The 22363-nt window shown below is 69.1% G+C and carries 22 protein-coding genes and 3 pseudogenes; 9 read left to right on the forward strand and 16 right to left on the reverse strand.

Translation table 11 applies throughout. The annotated features are described in order from the left end of the window. Window positions 1–36 precede the first annotated feature (36 nt). From ACFQE0_RS19145 to ACFQE0_RS19160, 4 genes are all read right to left on the reverse strand, one after another. A complete protein-coding gene (locus tag ACFQE0_RS19145) occupies window positions 37–309 on the reverse strand; it encodes a GCG_CRPN prefix-to-repeats domain-containing protein (RefSeq protein ID WP_378972505.1) in 273 nt (90 codons plus the stop codon). A 101-nt stretch (window positions 310–410) separates the two neighbouring features. Beyond that, a complete protein-coding gene (cysN, locus tag ACFQE0_RS19150; RefSeq protein ID WP_378972507.1) occupies window positions 411–1829 on the reverse strand; it encodes a sulfate adenylyltransferase subunit CysN in 1419 nt (472 codons plus the stop codon). Next, window positions 1829–2722: a sulfate adenylyltransferase subunit CysD gene (gene cysD / locus ACFQE0_RS19155; RefSeq protein WP_378975577.1), complete on the reverse strand. Its 894-nt coding sequence runs from the start codon at window positions 2720–2722 to the stop codon at window positions 1829–1831. The genes cysN and cysD overlap by 1 nt, the downstream gene beginning before the upstream one ends. A gap of 58 nt (window positions 2723–2780) precedes the next feature. Beyond that, window positions 2781–3599: a phosphoadenylyl-sulfate reductase gene (locus tag ACFQE0_RS19160; protein WP_378972509.1), complete on the reverse strand. Its 819-nt coding sequence runs from the start codon at window positions 3597–3599 to the stop codon at window positions 2781–2783. A gap of 268 nt (window positions 3600–3867) precedes the next feature. Between ACFQE0_RS19160 and ACFQE0_RS19165 the strand changes: the two genes are divergently transcribed. From ACFQE0_RS19165 to ACFQE0_RS19175, 3 genes and pseudogenes are all read left to right on the forward strand, one after another. Next, entirely contained in the window at window positions 3868–4383 is a 516-nt protein-coding gene (locus ACFQE0_RS19165; protein WP_378972511.1) for an Lrp/AsnC family transcriptional regulator, read from the forward strand. A gap of 110 nt (window positions 4384–4493) precedes the next feature. Continuing rightward, window positions 4494–6257 (forward strand): diflavin oxidoreductase, encoded by a 1764-nt coding sequence (locus tag ACFQE0_RS19170; RefSeq protein ID WP_378972514.1) that lies wholly within the window; start codon window positions 4494–4496, stop codon window positions 6255–6257. A gap of 201 nt (window positions 6258–6458) precedes the next feature. Next, a pseudogene (locus ACFQE0_RS19175) lies at window positions 6459–8259 on the forward strand (NADPH-dependent assimilatory sulfite reductase hemoprotein subunit). 14 nt (window positions 8260–8273) lie between these two features. Here ACFQE0_RS19175 and ACFQE0_RS19180 read toward each other — a convergent pair. Beyond that, the gene (locus ACFQE0_RS19180; protein WP_378972516.1) at window positions 8274–8495 is read right to left on the reverse strand and encodes a hypothetical protein; all 222 of its coding nucleotides are present in this window, start codon (window positions 8493–8495) and stop codon (window positions 8274–8276) included. Between the two features lie 172 nt (window positions 8496–8667). Here ACFQE0_RS19180 and ACFQE0_RS19185 point away from each other — a divergent pair, with 172 nt between their 5' ends. The 3 genes from ACFQE0_RS19185 to ACFQE0_RS19195 all read left to right on the forward strand — a co-directional run bounded on the left by ACFQE0_RS19185 (window position 8668) and on the right by ACFQE0_RS19195 (window position 10800). Further along, window positions 8668–9777 (forward strand): Gfo/Idh/MocA family protein, encoded by a 1110-nt coding sequence (locus ACFQE0_RS19185; RefSeq protein WP_378972519.1) that lies wholly within the window; start codon window positions 8668–8670, stop codon window positions 9775–9777. A 122-nt stretch (window positions 9778–9899) separates the two neighbouring features. Then, entirely contained in the window at window positions 9900–10097 is a 198-nt protein-coding gene (locus tag ACFQE0_RS19190) for a hypothetical protein (RefSeq protein ID WP_378972521.1), read from the forward strand. 85 nt (window positions 10098–10182) lie between these two features. After that, a complete protein-coding gene (locus tag ACFQE0_RS19195) occupies window positions 10183–10800 on the forward strand; it encodes a TetR/AcrR family transcriptional regulator (RefSeq protein WP_378972523.1) in 618 nt (205 codons plus the stop codon). Between the two features lie 2 nt (window positions 10801–10802). Here the strand turns inward: ACFQE0_RS19195 and ACFQE0_RS19200 are convergent, their stop codons facing one another. From ACFQE0_RS19200 to ACFQE0_RS19225, 6 genes are all read right to left on the reverse strand, one after another. Further along, complete coding sequence (locus ACFQE0_RS19200) at window positions 10803–11147, reverse strand: DUF1330 domain-containing protein (RefSeq protein WP_378972526.1); 345 nt, start codon at window positions 11145–11147, stop codon at window positions 10803–10805. 58 nt (window positions 11148–11205) lie between these two features. Next, window positions 11206–11895 carry an orotidine-5'-phosphate decarboxylase gene (gene pyrF / locus ACFQE0_RS19205; protein WP_378972528.1) on the reverse strand — a complete coding sequence of 230 codons (690 nt, stop codon included), beginning with the start codon at window positions 11893–11895 and terminating at the stop codon, window positions 11206–11208. 31 nt (window positions 11896–11926) lie between these two features. Further along, complete coding sequence (locus tag ACFQE0_RS19210) at window positions 11927–12715, reverse strand: glutathione S-transferase family protein (protein WP_378972530.1); 789 nt, start codon at window positions 12713–12715, stop codon at window positions 11927–11929. Window positions 12716–12756: 41 nt separating this feature from the next. Next, on the reverse strand, window positions 12757–13374 hold the full coding sequence (locus ACFQE0_RS19215; protein WP_378972532.1) for a uracil-DNA glycosylase family protein: 618 nt from the start codon (window positions 13372–13374) through the stop codon (window positions 12757–12759). Between the two features lie 176 nt (window positions 13375–13550). Next, the gene (locus ACFQE0_RS19220; RefSeq protein WP_378972534.1) at window positions 13551–15758 is read right to left on the reverse strand and encodes a xanthine dehydrogenase family protein molybdopterin-binding subunit; all 2208 of its coding nucleotides are present in this window, start codon (window positions 15756–15758) and stop codon (window positions 13551–13553) included. A 112-nt stretch (window positions 15759–15870) separates the two neighbouring features. Beyond that, window positions 15871–16326 carry a (2Fe-2S)-binding protein gene (locus ACFQE0_RS19225; RefSeq protein ID WP_378972536.1) on the reverse strand — a complete coding sequence of 152 codons (456 nt, stop codon included), beginning with the start codon at window positions 16324–16326 and terminating at the stop codon, window positions 15871–15873. A 223-nt stretch (window positions 16327–16549) separates the two neighbouring features. On the opposite strand from ACFQE0_RS19225, the pseudogene ACFQE0_RS19230 reads away from it, so the two are divergent. The 3 genes and pseudogenes from ACFQE0_RS19230 to ACFQE0_RS19240 all read left to right on the forward strand — a co-directional run bounded on the left by ACFQE0_RS19230 (window position 16550) and on the right by ACFQE0_RS19240 (window position 19160). Further along, window positions 16550–18105: pseudogene (locus ACFQE0_RS19230) on the forward strand (sensor histidine kinase). Between the two features lie 338 nt (window positions 18106–18443). Beyond that, window positions 18444–18653 (forward strand): cold-shock protein, encoded by a 210-nt coding sequence (locus tag ACFQE0_RS19235; RefSeq protein WP_378972538.1) that lies wholly within the window; start codon window positions 18444–18446, stop codon window positions 18651–18653. A 138-nt stretch (window positions 18654–18791) separates the two neighbouring features. Beyond that, complete coding sequence (locus tag ACFQE0_RS19240) at window positions 18792–19160, forward strand: DUF6481 family protein (RefSeq protein WP_378972540.1); 369 nt, start codon at window positions 18792–18794, stop codon at window positions 19158–19160. Between the two features lie 6 nt (window positions 19161–19166). Here ACFQE0_RS19240 and ACFQE0_RS19245 read toward each other — a convergent pair whose 3' ends face one another. The 5 genes and pseudogenes from ACFQE0_RS19245 to ACFQE0_RS19265 all read right to left on the reverse strand — a co-directional run bounded on the left by ACFQE0_RS19245 (window position 19167) and on the right by ACFQE0_RS19265 (window position 22338). Then, window positions 19167–19586, reverse strand: coding sequence for an EVE domain-containing protein (locus ACFQE0_RS19245; protein ID WP_378972542.1), 420 nt, complete (start codon window positions 19584–19586; stop codon window positions 19167–19169). Window positions 19587–19707: 121 nt separating this feature from the next. Next, complete coding sequence (locus tag ACFQE0_RS19250; protein WP_378972544.1) at window positions 19708–20700, reverse strand: NAD(P)H-dependent glycerol-3-phosphate dehydrogenase; 993 nt, start codon at window positions 20698–20700, stop codon at window positions 19708–19710. 11 nt (window positions 20701–20711) lie between these two features. Then, a pseudogene (locus ACFQE0_RS19255) lies at window positions 20712–21010 on the reverse strand (GNAT family N-acetyltransferase); the annotation flags it as partial. Then, window positions 21007–22062, reverse strand: a complete 1056-nt coding sequence (gene tsaD, locus ACFQE0_RS19260; RefSeq protein ID WP_378972546.1) for a tRNA (adenosine(37)-N6)-threonylcarbamoyltransferase complex transferase subunit TsaD — start codon at window positions 22060–22062, stop codon at window positions 21007–21009. The pseudogene ACFQE0_RS19255 and the gene tsaD, both read right to left, overlap by 4 nt. Window positions 22063–22128: 66 nt before the next feature. Further along, window positions 22129–22338, reverse strand: coding sequence for a TOBE domain-containing protein (locus tag ACFQE0_RS19265; protein WP_378972548.1), 210 nt, complete (start codon window positions 22336–22338; stop codon window positions 22129–22131). Window positions 22339–22363 lie beyond the last annotated feature (25 nt).

Genomic DNA, 22363 nt, shown 5'->3' on the forward strand with positions numbered 1-22363 from the left:
GAGAGGATGCAGCGCTTCAGCCCTGCATCCGCGATCTCAGTAGCGGCAGACGCGGCGCGGCCCGTAGGGCGTCGGGCGGATGAAGCAGCGGCGGCCGTAGAAGGGACGCGGGCGGTACATCGGGCGGCAGCGGCCATAGGGGCCACGAGCCCAGCCCGGACCACAGCCCATCGCCACGGTCTCGACCTGCGCGCCGCCTGCCAGCGTCGTCGCGGAGCCCGCCGCGAGGGGAGCGGCCTGAGCGGAGGAGACCGCTCCGAGGCAGCCAAGGGCCAGGGCGGCAGCGAGTCCGAGGAACGACTTCGTCATCGGTATGTCCTTGCGATCCGGCGCCGCTCCGACTCGCGGAGCGGCTCGACCGGTCCGCGAAACGCTGGACCGGTCGGATCGTTGCAAGGCACCACGCCTTTTTAGCGCCCGAACAGGCGCTTCAGGCTGCCGAGGAAACCGCCGGAGGACGGCGCTTCCTGACGGGACACGGGCTGCGGCGCGGCCTTCGCCTCCTGATGCGGGGCCAGGACGAGGCCGAGGGCGGCCGTGTCGGTGGTCTCGCGATCGATGAGGATGAAGCTGCCGGTCTCGCGGTTGGCGGCATAGGCATCGACGGCCACGGGCCGGTCGAGCGTCAGGCGCACATCCGCGATGTCGTTGGCCGAGAGCTTGTCCGCCGGGCCGGGCTTGCCCGTCTCCGGGTCGATGCGCGAGACGATCGCCTCCACCGTCGCCGTCACCGTGGCGGTGCCGATTTTGGCGTAAAGGCTCGCGCCGGGGGCGAGGTCGGTTTCCGCCGCCCAGAACAGGCGCGCGTCGAGCCGGTCGAGGGTATGGAGCGGCGACGCCTCGGCGGCGATCACCTGACCCCGCGACGCATCGATCTGCTCGGCCAGCACCAGGGTGACCGAGAGGTCGGCCCCGGCTTCTGCCAAGTCGCCGTCGGCGGTGTAGATCCGCTCCACCGTGGCGGTCCGGCCACCCGGCTGCACGCTCACCCGGTCGCCTGGCCGAACGGTGCCGCTGGCGATGCGCCCGCTATAGCCGCGGAACTCCGAGTTCGGCCGGTTGACCCACTGGACGCCCATGCGGAACGGCGCGTTCAGCGCCTCCTCGCGCACCGGCACGGTCTCCAGGAAGGAGAGCAGGGTGCCGCCCGTGTGCCACGGGGTGTTCACCCCCGGCTCCACGACGTTGTCTCCGTTCTTGGCCGAGAGCGGGATCGCCCGGATCTCGGCGAAGTGCAGACCTGCGGCGAACTCCGAGAAGCCCTTCACGATCTCGGCGAAGCGGTCCTGCGCCCAGCCGATCATGTCCATCTTGTTGACGGCCAGCACCACGCGGCGAATGCCCAGCATGGAGACCAGCAGGGCGTGGCGCCGCGTCTGGCGGGTGAGGCCCTGGCGGGCATCGACCAGGATCACGGCGACGTCGGCGGTGGAGGCGCCGGTCGCCATGTTGCGGGTGTACTGCTCGTGGCCAGGGGTGTCGGCGACGATGAAGGACCGCTTGTCCGTCGAGAAGAAGCGGTAGGCGACATCGATGGTGATGCCCTGCTCGCGCTCGGCCTGGAGGCCATCGACCAGCAGCGCGAGGTCCATCTCCTGGCCTTGCGTGCCGTGCTTGCGGGAATCCCGGCGCAGCGCGGTGATCTGGTCGTCGAAGATCTGCTTCGTGTCGTGGAGCAGGCGTCCGATCAGCGTCGACTTGCCGTCATCCACCGAGCCGCAGGCGATGAAGCGCAGGACTTCCTTGTTGCGGTGGGTTTCGAGGAACGTCGCGTAATCCTTCGCGAGGCCAGCGGCCTGGAACGCGTCCTTGGACTGATGAATGGTCATCAGAAGTAGCCCTCCTGCTTCTTGCGTTCCATGGCGCCCGCGCCGTCCTTGTCGATCACTCGGCCCTGACGCTCCGAGGTGCGGGCGGCCAGCGTCTCGGCGATGATCTCCGGCAGGCTCGCGGCCTCGCTCTCGACCGCGCCGGTCAGCGGGTAGCAGCCGAGCGTGCGGAAGCGGACCACCCGCTGCTGCGGGGTCTCGCCGGGGTTGAGGGGCAGACGGTCGTCATCGACCATGAGAAGCTGCCCGTCGCGCTCCACGACGGGGCGCGGCGCCGCGAAGTAGAGCGGCACGATCGGGATGTTCTCCTGCTCGATGTAGAGCCAGATATCGAGTTCGGTCCAGTTGGACAGCGGGAAGACCCGCAGCGACTCGCCGCGCTTCTTCTTGAGGTTGTACAGATGCCAGGGCTCGGCCCGCTGGCGCTTGGGGTCCCAGCGGTGTTGGGCCGTGCGCAGGGAGACGATGCGCTCCTTGGCGCGGCTCGCTTCCTCGTCCCGGCGGGCGCCGCCGAAGGCCGCATCGAACTTGTGCTGGTCGAGGGCCTGACGCAGGGCCTGCGTCTTCATCACGTCGGTATGGACCTCGGAGCCGTGGCTCACCGGGCCGATGCCGCGGGCGAGCCCGTCCTGGTTGGTATGGACCAGAAGGTCGAGGCCAAGTTCCTTCGCGCGGGCATCGCGGAAGGCGATCATCTCCTTGAACTTCCACGTCGTATCGACGTGGAGGAGCGGGAAGGGCAGCTTGCCCGGCGCGAAGGCCTTCAGCGCCAGGTGCAGCAGGACCGACGAGTCCTTGCCGATAGAATAGAGCATCACCGGGTTCTCGGTCTCGGCGACCGTCTCCCGGAAGATATGGATGGCCTCGGCCTCCAGGCGCTTGAGATGGCTCAGGCGCTCAGGAGAGGGGAGGGGGCATGGGTCTCAGGCCGCAGGGCGGCCGTCGCGGCGCTCATCGGGCGAACTCCGGCTGGCGGGTTTCGGATTTGGGTTCGAATACGGCTGCTTCCTGGCCCGGCTGCACCGAGGCGCCGGGGCGGCCGACATGCAGGCCGCATTCCTTCTTATCTTCCTGCTCCCACCACCAGCGCCCGGCGCGCTCCGGCTCGCCGACCTTCACCGCACGGGTGCAGGGGGCGCAGCCGATCGAGGGGAAGCCCCGGTCGTGCAAGGTGTTGTAGGGAACGAAGTTCTCACGGACGAAGAGATCGATGCGCTCGCGCGTCCAGTCCGCGAGGGGGTTCAGCTTCACGAGGCCGCGCGCGGCATCGTAAGCCGCGAGCGGCGTCGCGGCGCGATTGGCCGATTGCCCGGCCCGCAAACCCGTGAGCCATCCGGCGGCGCCGTCGAGTGCCCGGCCCAGCGGCTCGACCTTTCGGAAGCCGCAGCAGGCCTGCCGCGCGGCGACGGAACGGCGGAAGCCGTTGATGCCTTCCTCGCGCACGAACGCCTCCTCGGCTTCGCGCTCGGGCACGTAGGCGTGGATGCGGATGCCGTAGGCGGCCTCGGTCTCGACCCAGGTCTCGTAGGTCTCGGGGAAGAGACGGCCGGTATCGAGGGTCGCGATCTCGATCCGCGTACCCGCGAGCTTCGCCAGGGCGATGGCATGGGTCAGCACCTGATCCTCGATGCCGAGGCTCGTGGTGAAGACCAGACGACCGGGCACCTCGCGGGCGATCAGGTCCAGCCGGGCGGGAAGATCGAGGGTGGCGAGGCGGACGGCGAGTTCGCCGGCCTGCGCCTCGGCCGCCCTGGGATCCGTCAAGGACATGGTGGTCAGCTCCTGCGTCGGCCCTGTGGAAGCGGCGGGCCGCGCCGGTTGTGAAGGGGTCGAGATGTTCGCTATACCGAACGAAGTCAAGGCGAGGGGGCCGATTCGGACCCCGTAGAATGCCGATATCGGGTGCGTCAACGCACACGGAACGCGATCGGCACCCGCCCGTTTGTAAAAAATAATTCTCAAAATCGTGGCATGGGCCCTATAGACCGGGAAGTTCCTTCTTCCCGGAAAGTGGACGGCGAACCCGCGGAGGTCCCTTTTGGACGCCATCGACCTGAAGATCCTGGCCCTGCTCCAGCGGGACGCGACCCTGTCCATCGCCGCCATCGGCGAGAAGGTCGGCCTGTCGCAGACGCCGTGCTGGAAGCGCATCCAGCGTCTCGAAGCGGACGGGGTGATCGACCGGCGCGTCGCCGTGCTCGATCCCGTGAAGCTCGGGCTCGGGCTGACGGTCTTCGTCTCCATCGAGACCGCCGACCATTCGCAGGAGTGGCTGCAGCGCTTCGCCGATACGGTCTCGGCTATGCCGGAGGTCCTGGAATTCTACCGGATGGCCGGTGATGTGGACTACATGCTGCGCGTCGTGGTCGCAGACATGCAGGCCTACGATGCGTTCTATAAGCGCCTCATCTCCGTCCTTCCGTTGAAGAACGTCACGTCCCGCTTCGCCATGGAGAAGGTGAAATCCACCACGGCCCTGCCGCTGCCCGCGCCCCCCAAGGCGACGCGGCATCTGCCGGAACTGGCTCCAGCCCTCGCTGCGGTGGGAGAATGATCTTCTCCCTACGCCGCGGACGACAAACGCGATCTCCTCATTTCGTGCCGTTCTGCAAAAAGAACGTTTCTGGTTGACATGGGCCCCGCGCCCGACGACATGGTCCGGTAATGTCTCGCTCTGCTCTTCTCCCGCGCACCGCTCCTTTTGGAGACGGCGAGCGCGCCAGCCTCGACGCCGTGCTCGTGAATGCGAGCCCGGTTCAACGCGCATGGCTGGCGGGCTTCCTCGCCGGCCTCGACGCCGCCGGGGGCCAGCCCCAGTCCGCCACGGCTCCGGCCGCCAAGGCCTCCGAGCCGCTGACGATCATCTACGCGAGCGAGTCGGGCAATTCCGAGAAGCTCGCGGGCGATGTCGCCAAGCTCGCCCGTAAGCAGGGCTTCAAGCCGAAGGTGGTGGATTTCGCCGACCTCGACATCGCGACCCTGCCGAAGGCGGGCAAGCTCGTCGCCATCGCCGCGACCTGGGGCGAGGGCGAGCCTCCGGCCCGCGCCGTCCGGGCCTATGGCGAGTTGATGGGCGAGGGCGCCCCGCGCCTCGAAGGCGTCGAGTTCGCGGTTCTGTCGCTGGGTGATACGTCCTACGTAGAGTTCTGCGCCATCGGGAAGGCGCTCGACGCGCGGTTCGAGGCGTTGGGGGGCAAGCGCGCCGCCGAGCGGGCCGATCTCGACCTCGATTTCGAGACCCCGGCCGCCGAGTGGATCAAGGGCACCCTGAAGGCACTGGCGCCCCCCGCCGCCACCGACAACGTCGTGGCCGTCGATTTCGCCCGCGCGGGCGGCGACGAGGATGCCGAGCCGAGCCGCGACCCTGTCGTGGTGGAGGTGATCGAGCACGTGAACCTCAATTCCTCGCGCTCCGACAAGGAGACGATCCACCTCGCGCTCGCCTTCGAGGACGGCGCACCCGCCTACGAGCCGGGCGATTCCTTCGAGATCTATCCCGAGAACGACCCGCAGCTGGTGGACGAGATTCTGACCGCCACGGGCCTGTCGGGGGACGAGGCCCTGCGCAAGGCGCTGCTGGCCGAGCGCGACATCACCACCCTTTCGGCCGCCACGATCGAGCGCTTCGCCAAGGCGACGGGCTCGGAAGATGCCAAGGCCTTCGTAGAGGGCGGCGAGGTTCGCGCGTGGATCGAGGGCCGCAACCTGATCGACCTGATCGAGCGGTTCCCGGCCAAGCTGACCGCCGAGCATCTCGGTACCATCACCCGGCCGCTGCCGCCGCGGGCCTATTCGATCGCCTCCTCGCGCAAGGAAGTGGGCGACGAGGTTCACCTCGCGATCGCCGCCGTGCGCTACGAGACCTTCGGGCGGAAACGCTCAGGCGTCGCCTCGGTGCATGTCGCGGACCGGATCAGGAACGGCGCCAAGCTGCGGGTGCGGCTGAAGCCGAACAAGCATTTCCGCCTGCCCTCCGACCCGGCGACCGACATCATCATGGTTGGCCCCGGCACCGGCGTGGCCCCGTTCCGCGCCTTCGTGCAGGAGCGCCGCGCCACCGAGGCTCCCGGCCGTTCCTGGCTGTTCTTCGGTGATCGCCACTTCACCCACGACTTCCTCTACCAGCTCGAATGGCAGGAAGCCCTGGAAGACAAGTCGCTCACCCGCATCGACGTGGCCTTTTCACGGGACCAGCCGGAGAAGATCTACGTCCAGAACCGGATCGACCAGAACGCCGCCGAGTTGGTGGAGTGGCTGGATGGGGGCGCCCACCTGTATGTCTGCGGCGACGCCAAGCAGATGGCCAAGGACGTGCGCGCCTCCGTGGTGCGGGCCTTCGAGACCGTGAAGGGCCTCTCCGCCGCCGAGGCCGAGGCGCATGTCGCCGGACTTGAGCGGGCGAAGAAGTACCAGCAGGACGTTTACTGACACGAACCGACCGTCACTTCGCGACCCTCGTCCGACCCGCGCCCTCATCCTGAGGTGCCCGCGCCAGCGGGCCTCGAAGGAGACCTTCCAAGGCCGCGCGATGCCTGGAGCCCTCCTTCGAGGTCTCCGCGTCGCTGCGGCACCTCAGGATGAGGCGGGCGGATCGGATCGTCGCCGCCGACAGAGAATACCGGGACCACCATGACCGACGGCACCCCCACCAAGCGCGTCTACGAGACCCCGCCGACCGACCGCCCGATTACCGAGGCGGAGGCCGCTCGCGAGGCGAAGCTGGCCGCGAACGAGCACATCAAGATCGCCAGCGGCTATCTGCGCGGAACCCTCGCGGACGGGCTTCTGAAGCACGCGACCGGCGCCATATCAGAGGATGACGGGCAACTCGTGAAGTTCCACGGGATGTACCTGCAGGACGATCGCGACCTTCGCCCCGAGCGGACCAAGAAGAAGCTCGACAAGGCCTACAGCTTCATGATCCGCCTGCGCATCGCGGGCGGCATCGTCACGCCCAAGCAATGGCTGGTGCTGGACGACATCGCCCGTACCTATGCCGGCAACGCCCTGCGCGCGACGACCCGCCAGACCTTCCAGTACCACGGCGTCATCAAGTCGAATCTGAAGCGGACCATGGCCGCCATCGACGCGGCCCTGCTCGACACGATCGCCGCCTGCGGTGACGTGAACCGCAACGTCATGGCCGCGACCAACCCGGCCCAGGCGAAGGCGCACAAGGCGGCCTACCAGCTCGCCAAGGACATCTCGGATCTCGCTTCTGCCGAAGACCGGGGCGTGGCGGGAGATCTGGCTCGACGGCGAGCGCGTCGTCGGCGGCGAGGACGGGCTGGAAGTGGAGCCGATCTACGGCCGCACCTACCTGCCGCGGAAGTTCAAGACGGTCATCGCCGTGCCGCCCTCGAACGAGGTCGACATCTTCGCCCATGATCTCGGCTTCATCGCCATCCTGGACAAGAAGAACGACGTCACCGGCTGGAACGTCACGGTGGGCGGCGGCATGGGCATGACCCATGGCGAGCCGGACACCTTCCCACGCACCGCCGACGTGATGGGCTTCGTGAAGCCCGAGGACGCGATCAAGGTCGCCGAGGCGGTGATGACCGTCCAGCGCGACTGGGGCAACCGCAAGAACCGCAAGAACGCCCGCCTGAAGTATACGATCGAGCGGTACGGCCTCGACGCGTTCCGGGCCGAGGTGGAGAAGCGCATCGGCAAGAAGCTCGGCGCGCCCAAGCCCTACACCTTCACCAATAACGGCGACCGCTTCGGCTGGACCGAGGGCGATGACGGCCGTCACCACCTGACGCTCTACGTCCCCTCGGGCCGGATCAAGGATTACGAGGGCGGCCCCCAATTCCTGGCGGGTCTGCGCCGGGTGGCCGAGGAGCATGAGGGCGATTTCCGCCTGACCGCCAACCAGAACGTCATCATCGCCAACGTTCCGTCCGAGAAGCGCGCCGCGATCGAGGCGATCGTCGACGAGTACGGGATGACCAAGGGCGCGGGCGCCCTGCGGCGGAACTCCATCGCCTGCGTCGCCATGCCGACCTGCGGTCTGGCCCTCGCCGAGAGCGAGCGGTTCCTGCCGGGTCTGATGGACGATCTGGAGGCGAGCCTCGCCAAGCATGGACTTCAGGACGAGGAGATCACCATCCGCTCGACTGGCTGCCCGAACGGCTGCGCCCGGCCCTTCATCGCGGAGATCGGCCTCGTGGGTCGCGGCCCCGAGCGCTACCATCTCTATCTCGGCGCGGCCTTCGACGGCTCTCGCCTGGGCAAGCTCTACCGCGAGGATGCCTCACCGGCCGAGGTGGTCTCGACGCTCGATCCGCTCTTCGCCGAATTCGCGAAGGGCAAGCAGGCCGGCGAGCATTTCGGCGATTACCTGATTCGCGCCGGGCACGTGACCAAGACGATCAACGGGCCGGACTTCCATGAGAAGACCGGCGCGCTGAAGACTGTGCAGTAGACCGGATCGGCCGGTCACTCGGCGGGGGCGGCCACGCGTTCCTTGGCCGCCCTGCGCCGCCGCGACTCGGCGGCGAGTTCGGAGAAGCCCCCATCGAACCGCTCGTAGGCCTGCGTCACGAGCGCGAGGACGAGGTCCAGTGAGGCCCCGAACAGGGTCACGACCTTGAGGAAGGCGGTTGCGGCGAGATGCCCGGCGAAGCGGAACATGCGACCGATCCAGTGAAACAGGGCCATGGCGACTTGTCCTGAGAGAAGGTGAGGCGGGTCGAACCCATCCATTGCAGCGCACACATAGGTGTGCGCCGCCCAGCGGGGACGCGACCGAAAGCGGCGGCCCTCGTCAGGAACTTCTCGGATCATCCCGCACGGTCCCGCGTTCCGCCTTCGCACCGCAGCGGAGATGGGCATGCAGGCGAAATGGGTATCGGGGCGCAAGGTGCGCTACGCGGTGGTGGGCGGGGGCTGGATTTCCCAGGCGGCCTTCATGCCGGGCGTGGCCCAGACCGGCAATTCCGAGATGACGGCCATCGTCACGGGCGATCCCGAGAAGGGCAAGGCGCTCGCCGACCTCTACGGCCTGACCGCCTTCACCTACGATCGCTACAAAGAGGCCCTGGCCTCGGACCTGTTCGACGCGGTCTATCTCGCCCTGCCCAACGGCATGCACCAGGACTACGCCGTGCCGGCGCTGGAAGCCGGGTGCCACGTGCTCCTCGAAAAGCCGATGGCGGTGAGCGTCGCGGAATGCGAGGCGATCAACGCGGCGGCTCGAGCGAGCGGCGCCAAGCTGATGATCGCCTACCGGCTGCATTTCGAGCCGGGCACGCTCGACGCCATCGCCCGGATCCGCGCTGGCGAGATCGGTGAGCCGCGCATGTTCACCGCGACCTTCGGCCAGAAGGTCAGCGCCGCCAACCACCGGGCGAAGCAGGGCTACTGGGCCGGCCCCGTGCCCGATATGGGCACCTATCCGATCAATGCCGCGCGCAACCTGTTCGGGGAGGAGCCGGTGGAGGTCTCGGCCATCGGCAGCCGACGGCCGGACAGCCCGTTCCCCTTCGACGGCACCGTCGCCGTCACCCTCCGCTTCCCGAGCGGGCGTCTGGCACAGTTCACCGTCTCCTACGAGACCGAGGGCGTCGATGCCTACCGGGTCACGGGCACGGAGGGCGACCTGCACCTGCAACCCGCCTTCCTGTTCGGCAAGGGCCTTGGGGGCACGCTGACACGGGGCAGCACGACCGAGTCACTTGCCTATCCGAGCGTGGATCAGTTCGGCGGCCAGACGCGGTACTTCTCCGATTGCATCCTGAACGACCGGGTGCCGGAGCCGGATGGCGAAGAGGGCCTCTGCGACATCCGCATCCTTGAAGCCGTGGAGCGGGCGCTCGCCACCGGGCAAACGCAGAGCCTTCCGCCCCACGACCGCAGCCGTCGCCCCGACCCGTCGCAGCGCATGGAACTGCCGGAGGTCGAGCCGCCGGAGATGGTCAACGCCGCCCGGCCCGACGAATGACGACAATCGGCCGCATGTTGAGAACCAATTAACTGCAAAGCCGTTGTAAATGGGAGACAACGAGGTCGCCGCCTTATTCGCGCCAGAATCGCGAAACGAGGGGCGACGGGAGGGCGGGGACCATGGCCAAGCACGACATCCTGGGCTTCTTCGAGCATCGCCGCGACGGGGCCTGGATTTGCGTCCGGCCGTTCACCCTCACCACGCCGAATGCAAGCGTCGACATCCGCCAGGGCATGCGCTTCGATTACGGCAAGCGCGTCGGGGGTGTGGACCTCGCCGAGTACCTGGAGCGGCTGGGCTCGCAGTTCGGGTCCTGATCCGGCGCCGGGCAGGCTCCGCTACCGGAACCGGGTCGTGACGGCCCGGTTTTGACGCGTTTGGCCGCCTGCCCTACCAGGGGTCATGCATCCCGCCGACATCAAGCCGACGATCGCCGACGAGAGCGCGCCGACCACCCGTTGCCGCATCATGGCGACGGCGAGCACGTTCTTTCACGAGATCGGCTACCAGAAAACGACCGTCGCCGACATCGCCCGGGCTCTGAAGATGAGCCCGGCGAACGTCTATCGCTTCTTCGACTCGAAGAAGGCGATCAACGAGGCCGTGCTCGAACGGCTGATCGGTGAAGTCGAGGCGATGCTTATCGCCATCGCCGAGCGTCCCGGCCAGACCCCGACGGAACGGCTCGTCGCCGCGATCCACGCCCTCCACCGGCATGGCATGGAGCGCTACGAGCGCTATCCCCGCATCCACGAAATGGTCGAGGCCGCCATGGCCGAGAGTTGGGACGTGTGTAGCGAACACGTCGCGAAGCTCACGGCGGTGCTCGAGCGCATCATCCGCGACGGCGTTCGCGAGGGCGAATTCGCCACCTCCGATCCGGCGGCGGCGGCGGGCTGCATCCATGTCGGGATCGCCCGCTACACCCATCCGCTGCTGGTCGGGCAGCCGTTGCAGCCGCCGATTCCGCCGCTGGAGACGATGATCGCCTTCCTACTGCGATCCCTGGCGCGGCCCTGATCCTATTCGGAAGCGGGGGTCGAGGGCGGGGCAGGCTCCGAGACGGACGGTTGCGGGCCGTCATAGCCCTCGATCACCAGGATCTCGGCCTCGACGCCGCCGCGCTGCTTGGCCTTGGCCTGCTGGTAGAGATCCGAGTTCCAGCAGGCGAGGGCATCCTCGTAGCTCGGGAATTCGATGACGACGTTGCGGCTGCGGGCTTGCCCCATCACCGCCTCGTAGCGCCCGCCGCGGATCAGGAAGCGCCCGCCGAACTGAGCGAAGGCCGCGCCATTGGCCGCCACGTACTCCTTGTACGCCTCGGCATCGCGCACATCGACTCGCGCGATCCAGTAACCCTTGACCATCGGTGCTGCCCTTCGCTCGCCCCGGCGGCGAGGCCCTTCACATAAGGCGGGCGCAGCCTCAGGCCATCTCGGCGACGATCGCCCTGGCGACCGCCCTCGGATCGGCGGCACCAGTGATGGGGCGGCCGACCACCACGTGATCGATCCCCGCGCGGCGGGCATCGCCGGGGGTCATCACCCGCTTCTGATCGCCCGCATCGGCCCCGGCCGGGCGGATGCCGGGCGTCACGATCAGCCGGTCCGGGCCGACGAGGCCGCGCACCCCCGCCGCCTCGGCCGCCGAGCAGACGAGCCCGTCGATGCCGATCTCGGCCGCCTGGGCGGCGCGCTTGGCGACCAGTTCGGCCACGGGCAGGGCATAGCCGGCCTCCTGCGCATCCGCGTCGTCGTAGGAGGTGAGCACTGTCACGGCGAGGATCTTCAGGCCGTTGCCCCGGCCCTTCACCGCCGCCCGCATGGTCTGCGGATAGGCGTGGACCGTAAGGAATGTCGCCCCGAGCGCCGAGACCGAGCGCACCCCTTCCTCGATCGTGTTGCCGATGTCGTGCAGCTTGAGATCGAGGAAGACCTTCAGGCCCTGGCCGATCATCCGCTCCGCGAGCGCCAGTCCGCCTGCATAGGCCAGCCTATAGCCGATCTTGTAGAAGGTCGCCGCGTCGCCGATGCGCTCCACCAGCGCCTCGGCCTCGGGCACCCCCGGCACGTCCAGGGCGACGATCAGGCGGTCTCTCGGGTCGGTCTGGCTCATGCGCGCACGGATCACGGGGGCAGGCGGCCTGTCAATGCGTTCCGCCGGGCCAGGGGAAGCGGATGTTCCCGTCGCGCAGACCCGCGAGGACCACCTCGACACCGCCGGACTTGATCATCCATTCGAGGCGATGGTCCCGGTATTCCCGGCGCCGACCGCCGGTCGTGTACATCTCGGAGGCCGCCGCCATCCTGGCCGCCGCCGCGTCGAACTCGGCGAAGGTTTTTTCGACGGATGGGCGCTCCCGCACTCGCGCGTGCCAGAGTGCAAGCGGGCTGCCAGTTTCCGGCCCGAGGCCGTAATGGAACGAGCGGTTGAGCATCGGCGCCACCGCCGCGTCGGCCCAGCCGAAGCCCGGCCCTCCGAACCAGTCGGCCGCGCCGAGGCGTTTCGTCAGCCAGTCCTGAAGCGTCCGGGTCTGGGCGGCGGCCTCGGCCCGCATGCGCTCGGCGAGATCGCCCGTCGCGCGCTTGAACCACAGGATCTCGCCGAAACCCCAGTTCACCGCTTCGTATTGGGTGTCGCAGACATCCTCCGTCACGCGGGCGAAGGCGCGGGCGGCGGGATCGCGCGGCAGGAGCGGCGGCTCGGGCCAGCGTTCCTCGATGTATTCGAGGATCACCGTCGATTCGAAGATCGTCACGTCCCCGTCGATCAGCACCGGCACCTCGGTGCGGGGATTGGCGGCGGCGAAGGGCCCGTCCAGGCTACCGGTGCCGAAGCTCTCCGGCAGTTCCGCCCTGAACGGCACGCCCTTCTCGCGCAGCGCGATCTTGATCTTCTGCGCATAGGACGAGAGCGGGTGCTCGTAGAGCAGCATGGGCGTCTCCGGGGGCAGGCCGGTTAGATGACGCGCGCGGCTCAATCGGCCAGCACCCGCGCGACCTCCGCGCGAAGCACCGGCAACAATTCGGCCTCGAACCACGGCTCTCGCTTCAGCCAGCCGTTGTTGCGCCAGGAGGGGTGGGGCAGGGGCAGCACCCGGGGAATGCGGGGCTCGGCGAGGAGCTCGCGCCAGCGCCGCACGGTGCCCGTGAGCCCGCCCTCCAGCTTCCCGAGGTGCCAGGTCTGCGCGTAGGAGCCGATCACGAGGATCAGGTCGAGGTTCGGCAGGCCCGCGAAGAGTTCGGCGCGCCAGCGCTCGGCGCATTCCCGGCGCGGAGGCTTGTCGCCGCCCTTCTCATCGAGACCGGGAAAGCACGAGCCCATCGGCACGATGGCGATCTTTTCTGGGTTGTAGAACTGCGCCTCGTCGAGCCCCAGCCAGGAGCGCAGCCGCACGCCGGACGGATCCATGAACGGCATGCCCGTCCGGTGCGCCCGCGTTCCCGGTGCCTGACTCGCCACGCAGAGCCGCGCCCCGGTCGAGCCCTGGATGATCGGCCGGGGCTCCTGCGGCAGGGGCGGCCCGTAGAGCGGCGTATCCCGGCAGATGCGGCAGGCGCGCAACCGCGCGGCGGTCTCTTCGAAGGGCTGCATGGGTTGAATATAGGGAGCCCGAGGGGCCGAGCCCTCTGGCGGGGTGTCGGAGCAGCGCCCCGATGAGCACAAAAGAAACGGCGCGGGTCGCGCCGCGCCGTTGCAGTGGAGTCTCTTGCCTTGGGGGAAGGCAGATCCGGTCTACGCCTCCCCAGGCTGAAATATTGTGCGATTCCTCACGCGCCCCTCAGGCCCGACAGGTCGAGCGGCAGCGAGCGCAGCCGCTGCCCCGTCGCCGCGAAGACCGCGTTGGCGATGGCGGGCGCCAGGACCGGCACGCCGGGCTCGCCGATGCCGGTCGGCGCGACGGTGCTCGGCACGATATGGACCTCGACCTTCGGCATCTCGCTGATCCGGGTCGGCTCGTAGGCGTCGAAATTCGCCTCCTGCACCTGTCCGTCCTTCAGGGTGATGCGGTTGCGCAGCACCGAAGACAGGGCGAATCCAACCGCCCCCTCGACCTGCGCCCGGACCACGTCCGGGTTGATGGCGATGCCGACATCGACGGCGGCGACGATACGCTCGACCTTCACGGAGCCCTGGCCCGCGCTCACCTGCGCCACCATCGCGACATAGGAGCCGAAGGATTCGTGGACGGCGACGCCGAGGCCGCTGCCCTTCGCCTGTGCGCCGCCCCAGCCCGCCTTGCCGGCGGCGAGTTGCAGCACGGCGGCGAGGCGCGGAGCATTGCCGAGCAGCCCCAGCCGGTAGGCGACCGGATCGGCCCCCGCCGCATGGGCGAGGTCGTCGATCATCACCTCCATGACATGGGCGGTGTGGCTGTGGCCGACCGAACGCCACCAAAGGACCGGCACACCCTCGCGCCCGTTATGGACCCCGAAGCGGTAGGCGGGCAGCGCGTAGGGCGTGTCCGAGGCGCCCTCGACCGTGGTGGCGTCGATGCCGTCCTTCACGATCATCGCCTCGAAGGGCGAGCCGATCATGATCGACTTGCCGACCATCACATGGTCCCAGCCGACGATGGCGCCCTTGGCATCGATGCCCGCCCGGACCTTGTGGAGCACGCTCGGGCGGTAATAGCCGCCGGTCATGTCGTCTTCGCGCGTCCAGACGAGATGGACCGGCGCCTTTTCGCCACTGGCCTTGAAGACGGCCGCCGTCTCGGCGGCGTAATCCGCCGTGGGCGTGGCGCGGCGGCCGAAGGAGCCGCCCGCCCAGGTCGTGTGCAACCGGACCTTGTCGGCGGTCACCCCGAGGATGGCGGCCATGGTCGCCTGCTCCACGGTCTGGAACTGGAACCCGGCATAGACATCGTAGCCGCCGTCCTGCGCCTTCTCGATAGTCGCGTTCAGGGGCTCCATCGCCGCATGGGCGAGGTAGGGGAAGGTGAACTCGGCCTCAATGACCGTCGCCGCGCCTTTCAGCGCCGCCTGCGCGTCGCCGCGCTTGGAGGCGGTGAGGCCGGGGGATTTCGCCCGCTCCCGGTAATCGGCGAGGATCGCCTCGGAGGAGCGCGTCTCGGCCGCGGACTCGTCCCAGGTCACCTTCAGCGCCTTGCGGCCCTGCATGGCCGACCACGTGTCCTTCGCGACCACCGCCACGCCCGAAGGCACGCGCACCACGTCGAGCACCCCCGCGACCTTGCGGGCGGCGGCGTCATCGACGCTCTTCACCGTGCCGCCGAAGACGGGGGCACGGGTGATCATCGCCGTCACCTGGCCAGGGCGGCGGGTGTCGAGGGAGTAGACCGCCGAGCCGTCCGTCTTGGCCGCGGAATCCAGGCGGTTCACCGGCTTGCCGATGAGGTGCCACTCGCTCGGGTCCTTCAGCCTCGGATCGGCCGGGACGGGGAGGGTGGCGGCGGAGGCCGCGAGGTCGCCGAACCGCGCCTGACGGTTCGAGGCAGCGTGGCGGACGATGCCGTCCGCTACGCTGATCTCGGCCACGGGCACGCGCCACTGGAAAGCGGCGGCGGCGACCAGCATCTCGCGGGCCGCCGCGCCCGCCTTGCGCAACTGCACCCAGGAATTGGCGATGGCGGTGGAGCCGCCCGTACCCTGGATCGGCCCCATCAGCAGGTTGTTGTAGCGGGCCGCGTCGGCTGGGGCGAACTCGGTGCGCACCGTCGACCAGTCGGCCCCGAGTTCATCCGCGAGGATGGTGGCGAGGCCGGTCGTGTTTCCCTGGCCCATGTCGAGGTGCTTGATCACCACGGTCACGGTGTCGTCCGCGCCGATGCGCAGGAAGGCGTTGGGATCGGGCCGGATACCGGACGGGTCGAGCCCGGCGGCACGGGCGGGCCCGGTCTCCAGACGGAAGGCCACGACGATGGCACCGGCCCCGGCGAGGAAGCCCCGGCGGCTCGGACGGGGGGCGGGCGAGGCTTCGGACAGGGGCCCGGTCGGCCGACGGACGTTCAGCATGGCGGCGATGCTCCGGTCTGGACCGTGAAGGGAATCGTTCGTGACGGTCGCGGAGGCTGTCCTCCCCGCCCGCTTACGCTGGACATGAGCCCCAGATGGCCCGGCGGGGCGATCAGGCGAGGTGGCTCGCCGCCTCGTGAATCGCGGCGCGGATGCGCTGGTAGGTGCCGCAGCGACAGATGTTGCCGTCCATGGCGCCGTCGATGTCGGCATCGGTCGGGCGGGCATTGGCCGAGAGCAGGCCGATGGCCGACATGATCTGGCCCGACTGGCAGTAGCCGCACTGAACTACGTCGAGTTTGCGCCACGCGGCCCGCACCGCCTCCGCGACCCGGCCCGACACGCCCTCGACGGTCGCCACCGGCGCGGTGCCGACATCGCCGAGGCGGGTCTGGCAGGCACGCACCGGCTGCCCGTCGAGATGCACGGTGCAGGCGCCGCACTGGCCGATGCCGCAGCCGTATTTGGTGCCGGTGAGGGTCAGGTGGTCGCGCAGCACCCATAGGAGCGGCGTGTCCGGATCGGCGTCGACCGTACGCGGCACGCCGTTGATCGTGATCTGGGGCATGGCGGAGCTTCGGTTTCGCAGGCCTGACGCGAACTTGTAGACACAACTAGACCCGCCGTCCCGCCTCCGGGCGGTGCGCCAGCGCACAGAAGCTGGGGGTAAACGGGATGCCGCCCCGTTTAGCGACGATTGGAGAGATCCCGGCAACTGCTTCTTATGAGTTTCGCCGCATCCTCGGACGGGTTTCGTCAATAAATCCCGAAAATCCGGTCTTCCTGAGCGCATGTCCGATCTCACTGTCGAGATGGTCCAGCGCGGGCGGGGTCCCTCGACGGAGGAGGCCGCCCGGCGCCTCGGTGTCGCCCGCGACATCCGGTCGGCCCGCGAACGGCTGACCTCGCTCACCGGGCTGGAACGGGCCTTCGACCACGAGTTGCTGCGCCACTACGCCCAGTACCGGGCCGAAGCCGGCATCCCCCTCGGGCTGTTCGCCGTCGCGCTGGCAGGCGCGGCGACCTTCTGGGTGCCGATGGTCTTCGCGGCGGCCTGGGCGTTGTGCGTGTTCCTGATGATCACGCTCACCTCGGTGCTGAGCCGACAGTTCCTCGTGGCCGATCTGGAGCATATCGACCTCGTTCGCTGGCGCCGCCGCTTCGTGATCGGCGAGGTGCTGCAGGGCCTGTCGTGGTCGGGCATGGCCGCGATCGGCGGCACGGGCGGCTGGACCTTCGCCCTGTTCGGCCTCGTCATCGCGGCGGCGGTGACGACCATGCTCGCGGCCACCGTGCCCGCCGCCGCCGTGGCCGCCCTGGTGCCGCTGACGGTCGCCACGATCTCTCTCACCGCCTTCTCCAGCAGCATGGACGCGCTGATGCTCGTCGCCATGGCGGCGGGCACGCAGGTCTTCTTCCTGGGGCTCGCCCGGCGGCTCTATGCCACCACGGTCGGCGCCCTGCATTCCCGCGCCGAGAAGGACGCGGTGTTCGGTGAGTTGGAGCAGGCCAAGGCCAATTCCGACGAGGCCCGCCGCCGGGCCGAGGAGGCGAATCTCGCTAAATCGCGCTTCCTGGCCACGATGAGCCACGAGCTGCGCACGCCGCTCAACGCCATCCTCGGCTTCTCGGAGGTGATGAAGAGCGAGGTGTTCGGCCAGCACACCGCCCCGGCCTACCGGGAATATTCGAACGACATCCACGATAGCGGGATGCACCTGCTCAACCTCATCAACGAGATCCTCGACCTGTCGCGCATCGAGGCTGGGCGCTACGAGCCGAACGAGGAGCCGGTGCTGCTGGCGAGCGTCGTGGAAGAGTGCCGCCACATGATGGCCCTGCGCGCCAAGGCGAAGGGCCAGACCGTCCACGACATGGTTGATACCAGCCTGCCGCGCCTCTGGGCGGACGAGCGGGCTCTGCGCCAGATCGTGCTCAACCTGCTCTCCAACGCGGTGAAGTTCACGCCGCCCGGCGGCGAGATCTGGCTGAAGGTCGGCTGGACCGCGCGGGGCGGACAGTACCTCTCCGTGCGCGACAGCGGCCCCGGCATCCCGGAGGACGAGCCGGCACCGTCATGTCGTCGTTTGGCCGCGGCGCGCTGGCGATCAAGACCGCCGAACAGGGTTCCGGCCTCGGCCTGCCGATCGTGAAGGGCCTCGTGGAACTGCATGGCGGCCAGTTCCATCTGGTGTCGCGCCCCCGCGAGGGCACCGAGGTCGTCGTGACGCTGCCTGCCGCGCGGGTGATGGACACGCTTCCGGCCGAATCCTTCGAAGAGCCGGAGCCGTTGATCGAGGCGCCGCAACGGGCCAAGTCCGCGCGTCCGGTGAGCCGCGCGGCTTGAGTCCGTCTAACGAACTGACGAAAGCTCCGCCGTCATTGCTTCGCTGCGCTCGCAATGACGAATGAAAGATCGGGCCCAACGACCCGCCGCAGCCGTATCGCCGCTGGTTCATCTCTGAAAATACAAGTGATTTCTCAAAAATAATCCAAATTTTCGGCGGCCTTGCAAAATGTTCCGCAGGGGCATACGGTTGTTCTATCGGTACGTTTTCGGATGTTTTGGGCCGTAATTTCCTTCGCGGGGCGGTTCGTTCCTCCTATCGCTATCGTTCGACCCGACGTCACGCGGCTTCGCGGCGACGTTTCTACCCCTGACCCCGCGAAGATCGAGACCAATCCATGTCGACCGGTACCGTGAAGTGGTTCAACGCGACCAAGGGCTTCGGCTTCATCCAGCCTGAGGATGGCGGCCAGGACGTGTTCGTGCACATCTCCGCCGTCGAGCGCGCTGGGCTCGGCACCCTCAACGAGGGTCAGCGCATCTCCTACGAGCTGGAAACCGACCGCCGCAGCGGCAAGAAGTCCGCCGGCCAGCTCCGCGCCGAGTAAGTCCTGAAGGTGCCTCCGGTCCCTCGCGGGCCGGATGCATCGCGGGTCAGCCAGACAGGGCCGCTCCCACCGGAGCGGCTTCCTTTTTTGATACGTTAGAGCGGCAGGCGCCTCCCGCCCGCCCGATCCGGAGACTTCGTGAGCTTTCAGAACAGCCAAGCCCTGACCGACCGTCTCGCCGCCGCCACCAAGGCGCGTACACAGACCCTGGCCCGCTTCCGCGCGCGGCCCGCTGCCGACGACCCTGCCGTCCTCGCCCGTCAGTCCGCCCGTCGCGCTCTCGTGGAGGCCCGCGAGGTCCGCAATGCCGAGCGCGAGTTGCAGCGTCTGGCCGCCATCGCCAGGGCCGAGGCCGAAGCGGAAGCCGCGCGTCTGGCGGAGGCGGAGCGCGTCGAGGCCGAGCGCATCGCCGCCGAGGAGCGCGCCATCGCCCGTCAGGCCGAACTCAAGGCCCAGCGCGACGCCCGCTACCTCGCCCGCAAGGCCAAGGCCCTGCGCCGGGGCTAATGCACCTCAGGCGCTCAGGCCGCCCATCGCGCGCACGAGCGCCCATTCGCTCTCGCTCACCGGCTGCACCGACAGCCGTGAGTTGTTGACGAGCACCATGTCCTTCAGCGCCGCCTCGGCCTTGATCGCGTCGAGGGTCACGGGGACCTTCATCGGCTCGACGGCGCGCACGTCGACCATGCCGAACCGACCGGTTTCGTCCGTGTGGTCGGGGTAATAGGGGCGGATCACCTCCACCACGCCGACGACGGCCTTGCCCTCGTTCGAGTGGTAGAAGAAGCCCTTCTCCCCCACCTGCATCGCCATCAGTTGCTTCTTGGCGAGGTGGTTGCGCACGCCGTTCCAGAACGTTCCGTCCTTGCCGGCCGCGACCATCTGCTCCCACGACCAGGTCGCGGGCTCGGACTTGAACAACCAATACGCCATCGTCGTCTCGTGAAATTGGGTTTCCAAAGGACCGAGTCCTTTGGCCGGTGCAGGGCAGAGCCCTGCATAGCCCAGGGGCTTCACCCCCGGACCTCACTCAAGGACTTGTCCTTGGGAATCCTCAATCCATCTCGCCACGCAGCGGCCGGGCCAGAAGTTTGGTGACGACCGCATCGACGCCGGTCTCGCCCGCGACCAGAGCGGCGACCGCCTCGGCGACCGGCATCTCGACGCCGCGCGCCCGCGCGAGGCCGGTCAGGGCGGCGGCGGTGAAGGCGCCCTCCGCGAGCTTGCCGCCCGCGGCCTCCTCGGGGCTCGCCCCGGCGCCGAGGCGCTGGCCGAAGGCGAAGTTGCGCGATTGCGGCGAGCCCGCCGTGAGCACGAGGTCGCCGAGACCCGACAGACCCATCAGCGTCTCCGATCGTCCGCCCAAAGCACGCGCGAAGCGCATCAGCTCCGCGAAGGCGCGGGCGATCAGGGCGGCGCGGGCGCTCTCCCCGAGGCCGCGCCCGGCAACGATCCCGCAGGCGATGGCCAACACGTTCTTGCCCGCTCCGCCGATCTCGACGCCGCGCACGTCATCGGTGTGGTAGAGCCGGAAGGTCGGCCCCGAGAGCAGGGCGCTGAGCGAGGCCGCGAGCCCCGCATCGGTGCAGGCGAGTGTGACGGCGGTCGGCAGGTTGCGGGCGACATCCGCAGCGAAGCTCGGGCCGGAAAGGACGGCGACCGGCGTCCCGGTGGGCAGCACGTCGGCGGCCACGGCGCTCATGAAGCTGTCGCTGCCCCGCTCGATGCCCTTGGCACAGAGGATCACCGGCCCCGCCTCCGCGAGCGGCCCGGCGAGTTGCCCGAGCACGCCGCGCAAGGTCTGTGCGGGAACCACGAGCAGGGTCGCCCCGGCTCCCGCGAGATCCTCCGCCACGGCCGTCGCGCGGACTTGGGCGTGCAACGGCACGCCGGGCAGGTAGCGGGGATTCTCGCGCTCCGTCTGAATCCGCGCGGCGGCCTCCGCATCGCGCAGCCAGAGCGTCACGGAATGGCCCGCCGCAGCCGCGGCATTGGCCAGCGCCGTGCCCCAGGCCCCGCCACCGACGACGTTGATGGGCGTGCTCATGCGGTTCGTCCCAGCTTGCCCCGCCACGCCAGAGAGCGCCGGTTGAGATCGTGGAGATCGGCCTTCCCCGCCAGCACGGCCTCACCGAGGCCGATCGCCTCCTCCAGCCGGTCGAGGGGCATGTTCGCATGGGCAGGCGGACGGACGCTGTCACGCCAGGGCCGCCGCAGGCTTGGTCCAGAAGGATGCGGGCGAAGCAATGGTCGAGGCGCACCGGCCAGTCCGGATGCGTGCGGGCGGCCTCTGGCAGGCGCCGCTCCACGAGGTCGCGCCAGACCGCACGCCGATCGGCGGGAGCCGCCGCGCTCATGCCGCCGTGACCGGCGCGGACTCCACGGCGAGCGGCCAGCGCGGGCGGGCGGGGGCGGTAATGTCGTCCACGAGGCCGAGCCGCAGGCGCTCCAGCCCGGCCCAGGCGATCATGGCGCCGTTGTCGCCGCAGAGGTTCAGGGGCGGGGCGACGAAGGCGAGGCCTGCCTCGCCCGCCAGCGCCGCCAGCGCCCGGCGGATGGCGCCGTTGGCCGCGACGCCCCCCGCCGCGACGAGGGCGGTCGGCCGCCCGGCCGTATCGGCGAAGCCGCGCAGGGCGATGCGGGCCCGGTCGATCACCACATCGACCACCGCCGCCTGGAAGCCCGCGCAGAGATCGGCCACGTCGCGCTCGGCCAGCGGCGCGATCCGCTCGGCCTCGATCCGCAGGGCGGTCTTGAGGCCGGACAGGGAGAAGTCCGGCTGTCGACGGCCCAGCATCGGACGGGGCAGGGCGAACCGCTCGGGATCGCCGCCCTCGGCCATGCGCTCCACCTCCGGTCCGCCGGGATAGCCGAGGCCGAGGAGCTTGGCGGCCTTGTCGAAGGCCTCGCCGATCGCATCATCGATGGTACCGCCGAGGCGCACGTAATCGCCGACGCCGCGCACGGCCACGAGCTGCGTGTGCCCGCCCGAGGCAAGGAGGAGCAGGTAGGGGAAGTCGAGCCCGTCGGTCAGCCGGGCCGTGAGGGCATGGGCCTCCAGGTGGTTGACCGCGAGCAGGGGCTTCTGCGCCACGAGCGCCAGGGTCTTGGCGGTGACGAGGCCGACGAGCACGCCCCCGATCAGCCCCGGCCCGGCCGCCACGGCGATGCCGTCGAGGTCCGCGAGCCGCGTCCCGGCCCGTTCGAGGGCACGCGCGATCAGCCGGTCCAGCACCTCGACATGGGCGCGGGCGGCGATCTCGGGCACGACGCCGCCATAGACCGCGTGCTCCGCGATCTGGCTGAGCACCTCGTTGGCGCGGATCGACGGCAGCCCGTCGGAATCGACCGAGACGATGGCGGCCGCCGTCTCGTCACAGGTGGTCTCGATGCCGAGCACGGTCTTCACGTGGCGGATTCCCCTTGTCCCGTCCCGCCCCCACACGTCGCGGGGGCGGGCATGGTCTCACACGAATCAGTCGACGGCGACCATCACGTCGGAGGACTTGATGACGGCATAGGCCGGGCCGCCGGTCACGAGCTTCAGGCTGTCGACCGACTCGTTGGTGATCGAGGCCGTCACGATCTGTCCGGGACTGATCTCGATCTTCACATGCGCGGTGGTCGCGCCCTTGTCGATCGAGACGACGGTGCCCTTGAGGACGTTGCGTGCGCTGATCTTCATGCGGTCGGGATCTCCTTTCGCGGCG

Source organism: Methylobacterium komagatae (assembly GCF_042661665.1).
In the GTDB taxonomy this organism is placed as follows: Bacteria; Pseudomonadota; Alphaproteobacteria; order Rhizobiales; family Beijerinckiaceae; genus Methylobacterium; species Methylobacterium komagatae.

Coding starts and splice junctions, on each gene's coding strand:
- ACFQE0_RS19200 (WP_378972526.1), bottom strand. CDS start 11,147: ATGGTCAAGGGTTACTGGATCGCGCGAGTCGATGTGCGCGATGCCGAG.
- pyrF (WP_378972528.1), bottom strand. CDS start 11,895: ATGAGCCAGACCGACCCGAGAGACCGCCTGATCGTCGCCCTGGACGTG.
- ACFQE0_RS19265 (WP_378972548.1), bottom strand. CDS start 22,338: ATGAAGATCAGCGCACGCAACGTCCTCAAGGGCACCGTCGTCTCGATC.
- ACFQE0_RS19180 (WP_378972516.1), bottom strand. CDS start 8,495: ATGGCCCTGTTTCACTGGATCGGTCGCATGTTCCGCTTCGCCGGGCAT.
- ACFQE0_RS19195 (WP_378972523.1), top strand. CDS start 10,183: ATGCATCCCGCCGACATCAAGCCGACGATCGCCGACGAGAGCGCGCCG.
- cysN (WP_378972507.1), bottom strand. CDS start 1,829: ATGACCATTCATCAGTCCAAGGACGCGTTCCAGGCCGCTGGCCTCGCG.
- ACFQE0_RS19245 (WP_378972542.1), bottom strand. CDS start 19,586: ATGGCGTATTGGTTGTTCAAGTCCGAGCCCGCGACCTGGTCGTGGGAG.
- ACFQE0_RS19235 (WP_378972538.1), top strand. CDS start 18,444: ATGTCGACCGGTACCGTGAAGTGGTTCAACGCGACCAAGGGCTTCGGC.
- ACFQE0_RS19145 (WP_378972505.1), bottom strand. CDS start 309: ATGACGAAGTCGTTCCTCGGACTCGCTGCCGCCCTGGCCCTTGGCTGC.
- ACFQE0_RS19220 (WP_378972534.1), bottom strand. CDS start 15,758: ATGCTGAACGTCCGTCGGCCGACCGGGCCCCTGTCCGAAGCCTCGCCC.
- ACFQE0_RS19210 (WP_378972530.1), bottom strand. CDS start 12,715: ATGCTGCTCTACGAGCACCCGCTCTCGTCCTATGCGCAGAAGATCAAG.
- ACFQE0_RS19250 (WP_378972544.1), bottom strand. CDS start 20,700: ATGAGCACGCCCATCAACGTCGTCGGTGGCGGGGCCTGGGGCACGGCG.
- ACFQE0_RS19160 (WP_378972509.1), bottom strand. CDS start 3,599: ATGTCCTTGACGGATCCCAGGGCGGCCGAGGCGCAGGCCGGCGAACTC.
- ACFQE0_RS19190 (WP_378972521.1), top strand. CDS start 9,900: ATGGCCAAGCACGACATCCTGGGCTTCTTCGAGCATCGCCGCGACGGG.
- ACFQE0_RS19170 (WP_378972514.1), top strand. CDS start 4,494: ATGTCTCGCTCTGCTCTTCTCCCGCGCACCGCTCCTTTTGGAGACGGC.
- ACFQE0_RS19185 (WP_378972519.1), top strand. CDS start 8,668: ATGCAGGCGAAATGGGTATCGGGGCGCAAGGTGCGCTACGCGGTGGTG.
- ACFQE0_RS19225 (WP_378972536.1), bottom strand. CDS start 16,326: ATGCCCCAGATCACGATCAACGGCGTGCCGCGTACGGTCGACGCCGAT.
- ACFQE0_RS19215 (WP_378972532.1), bottom strand. CDS start 13,374: ATGCAGCCCTTCGAAGAGACCGCCGCGCGGTTGCGCGCCTGCCGCATC.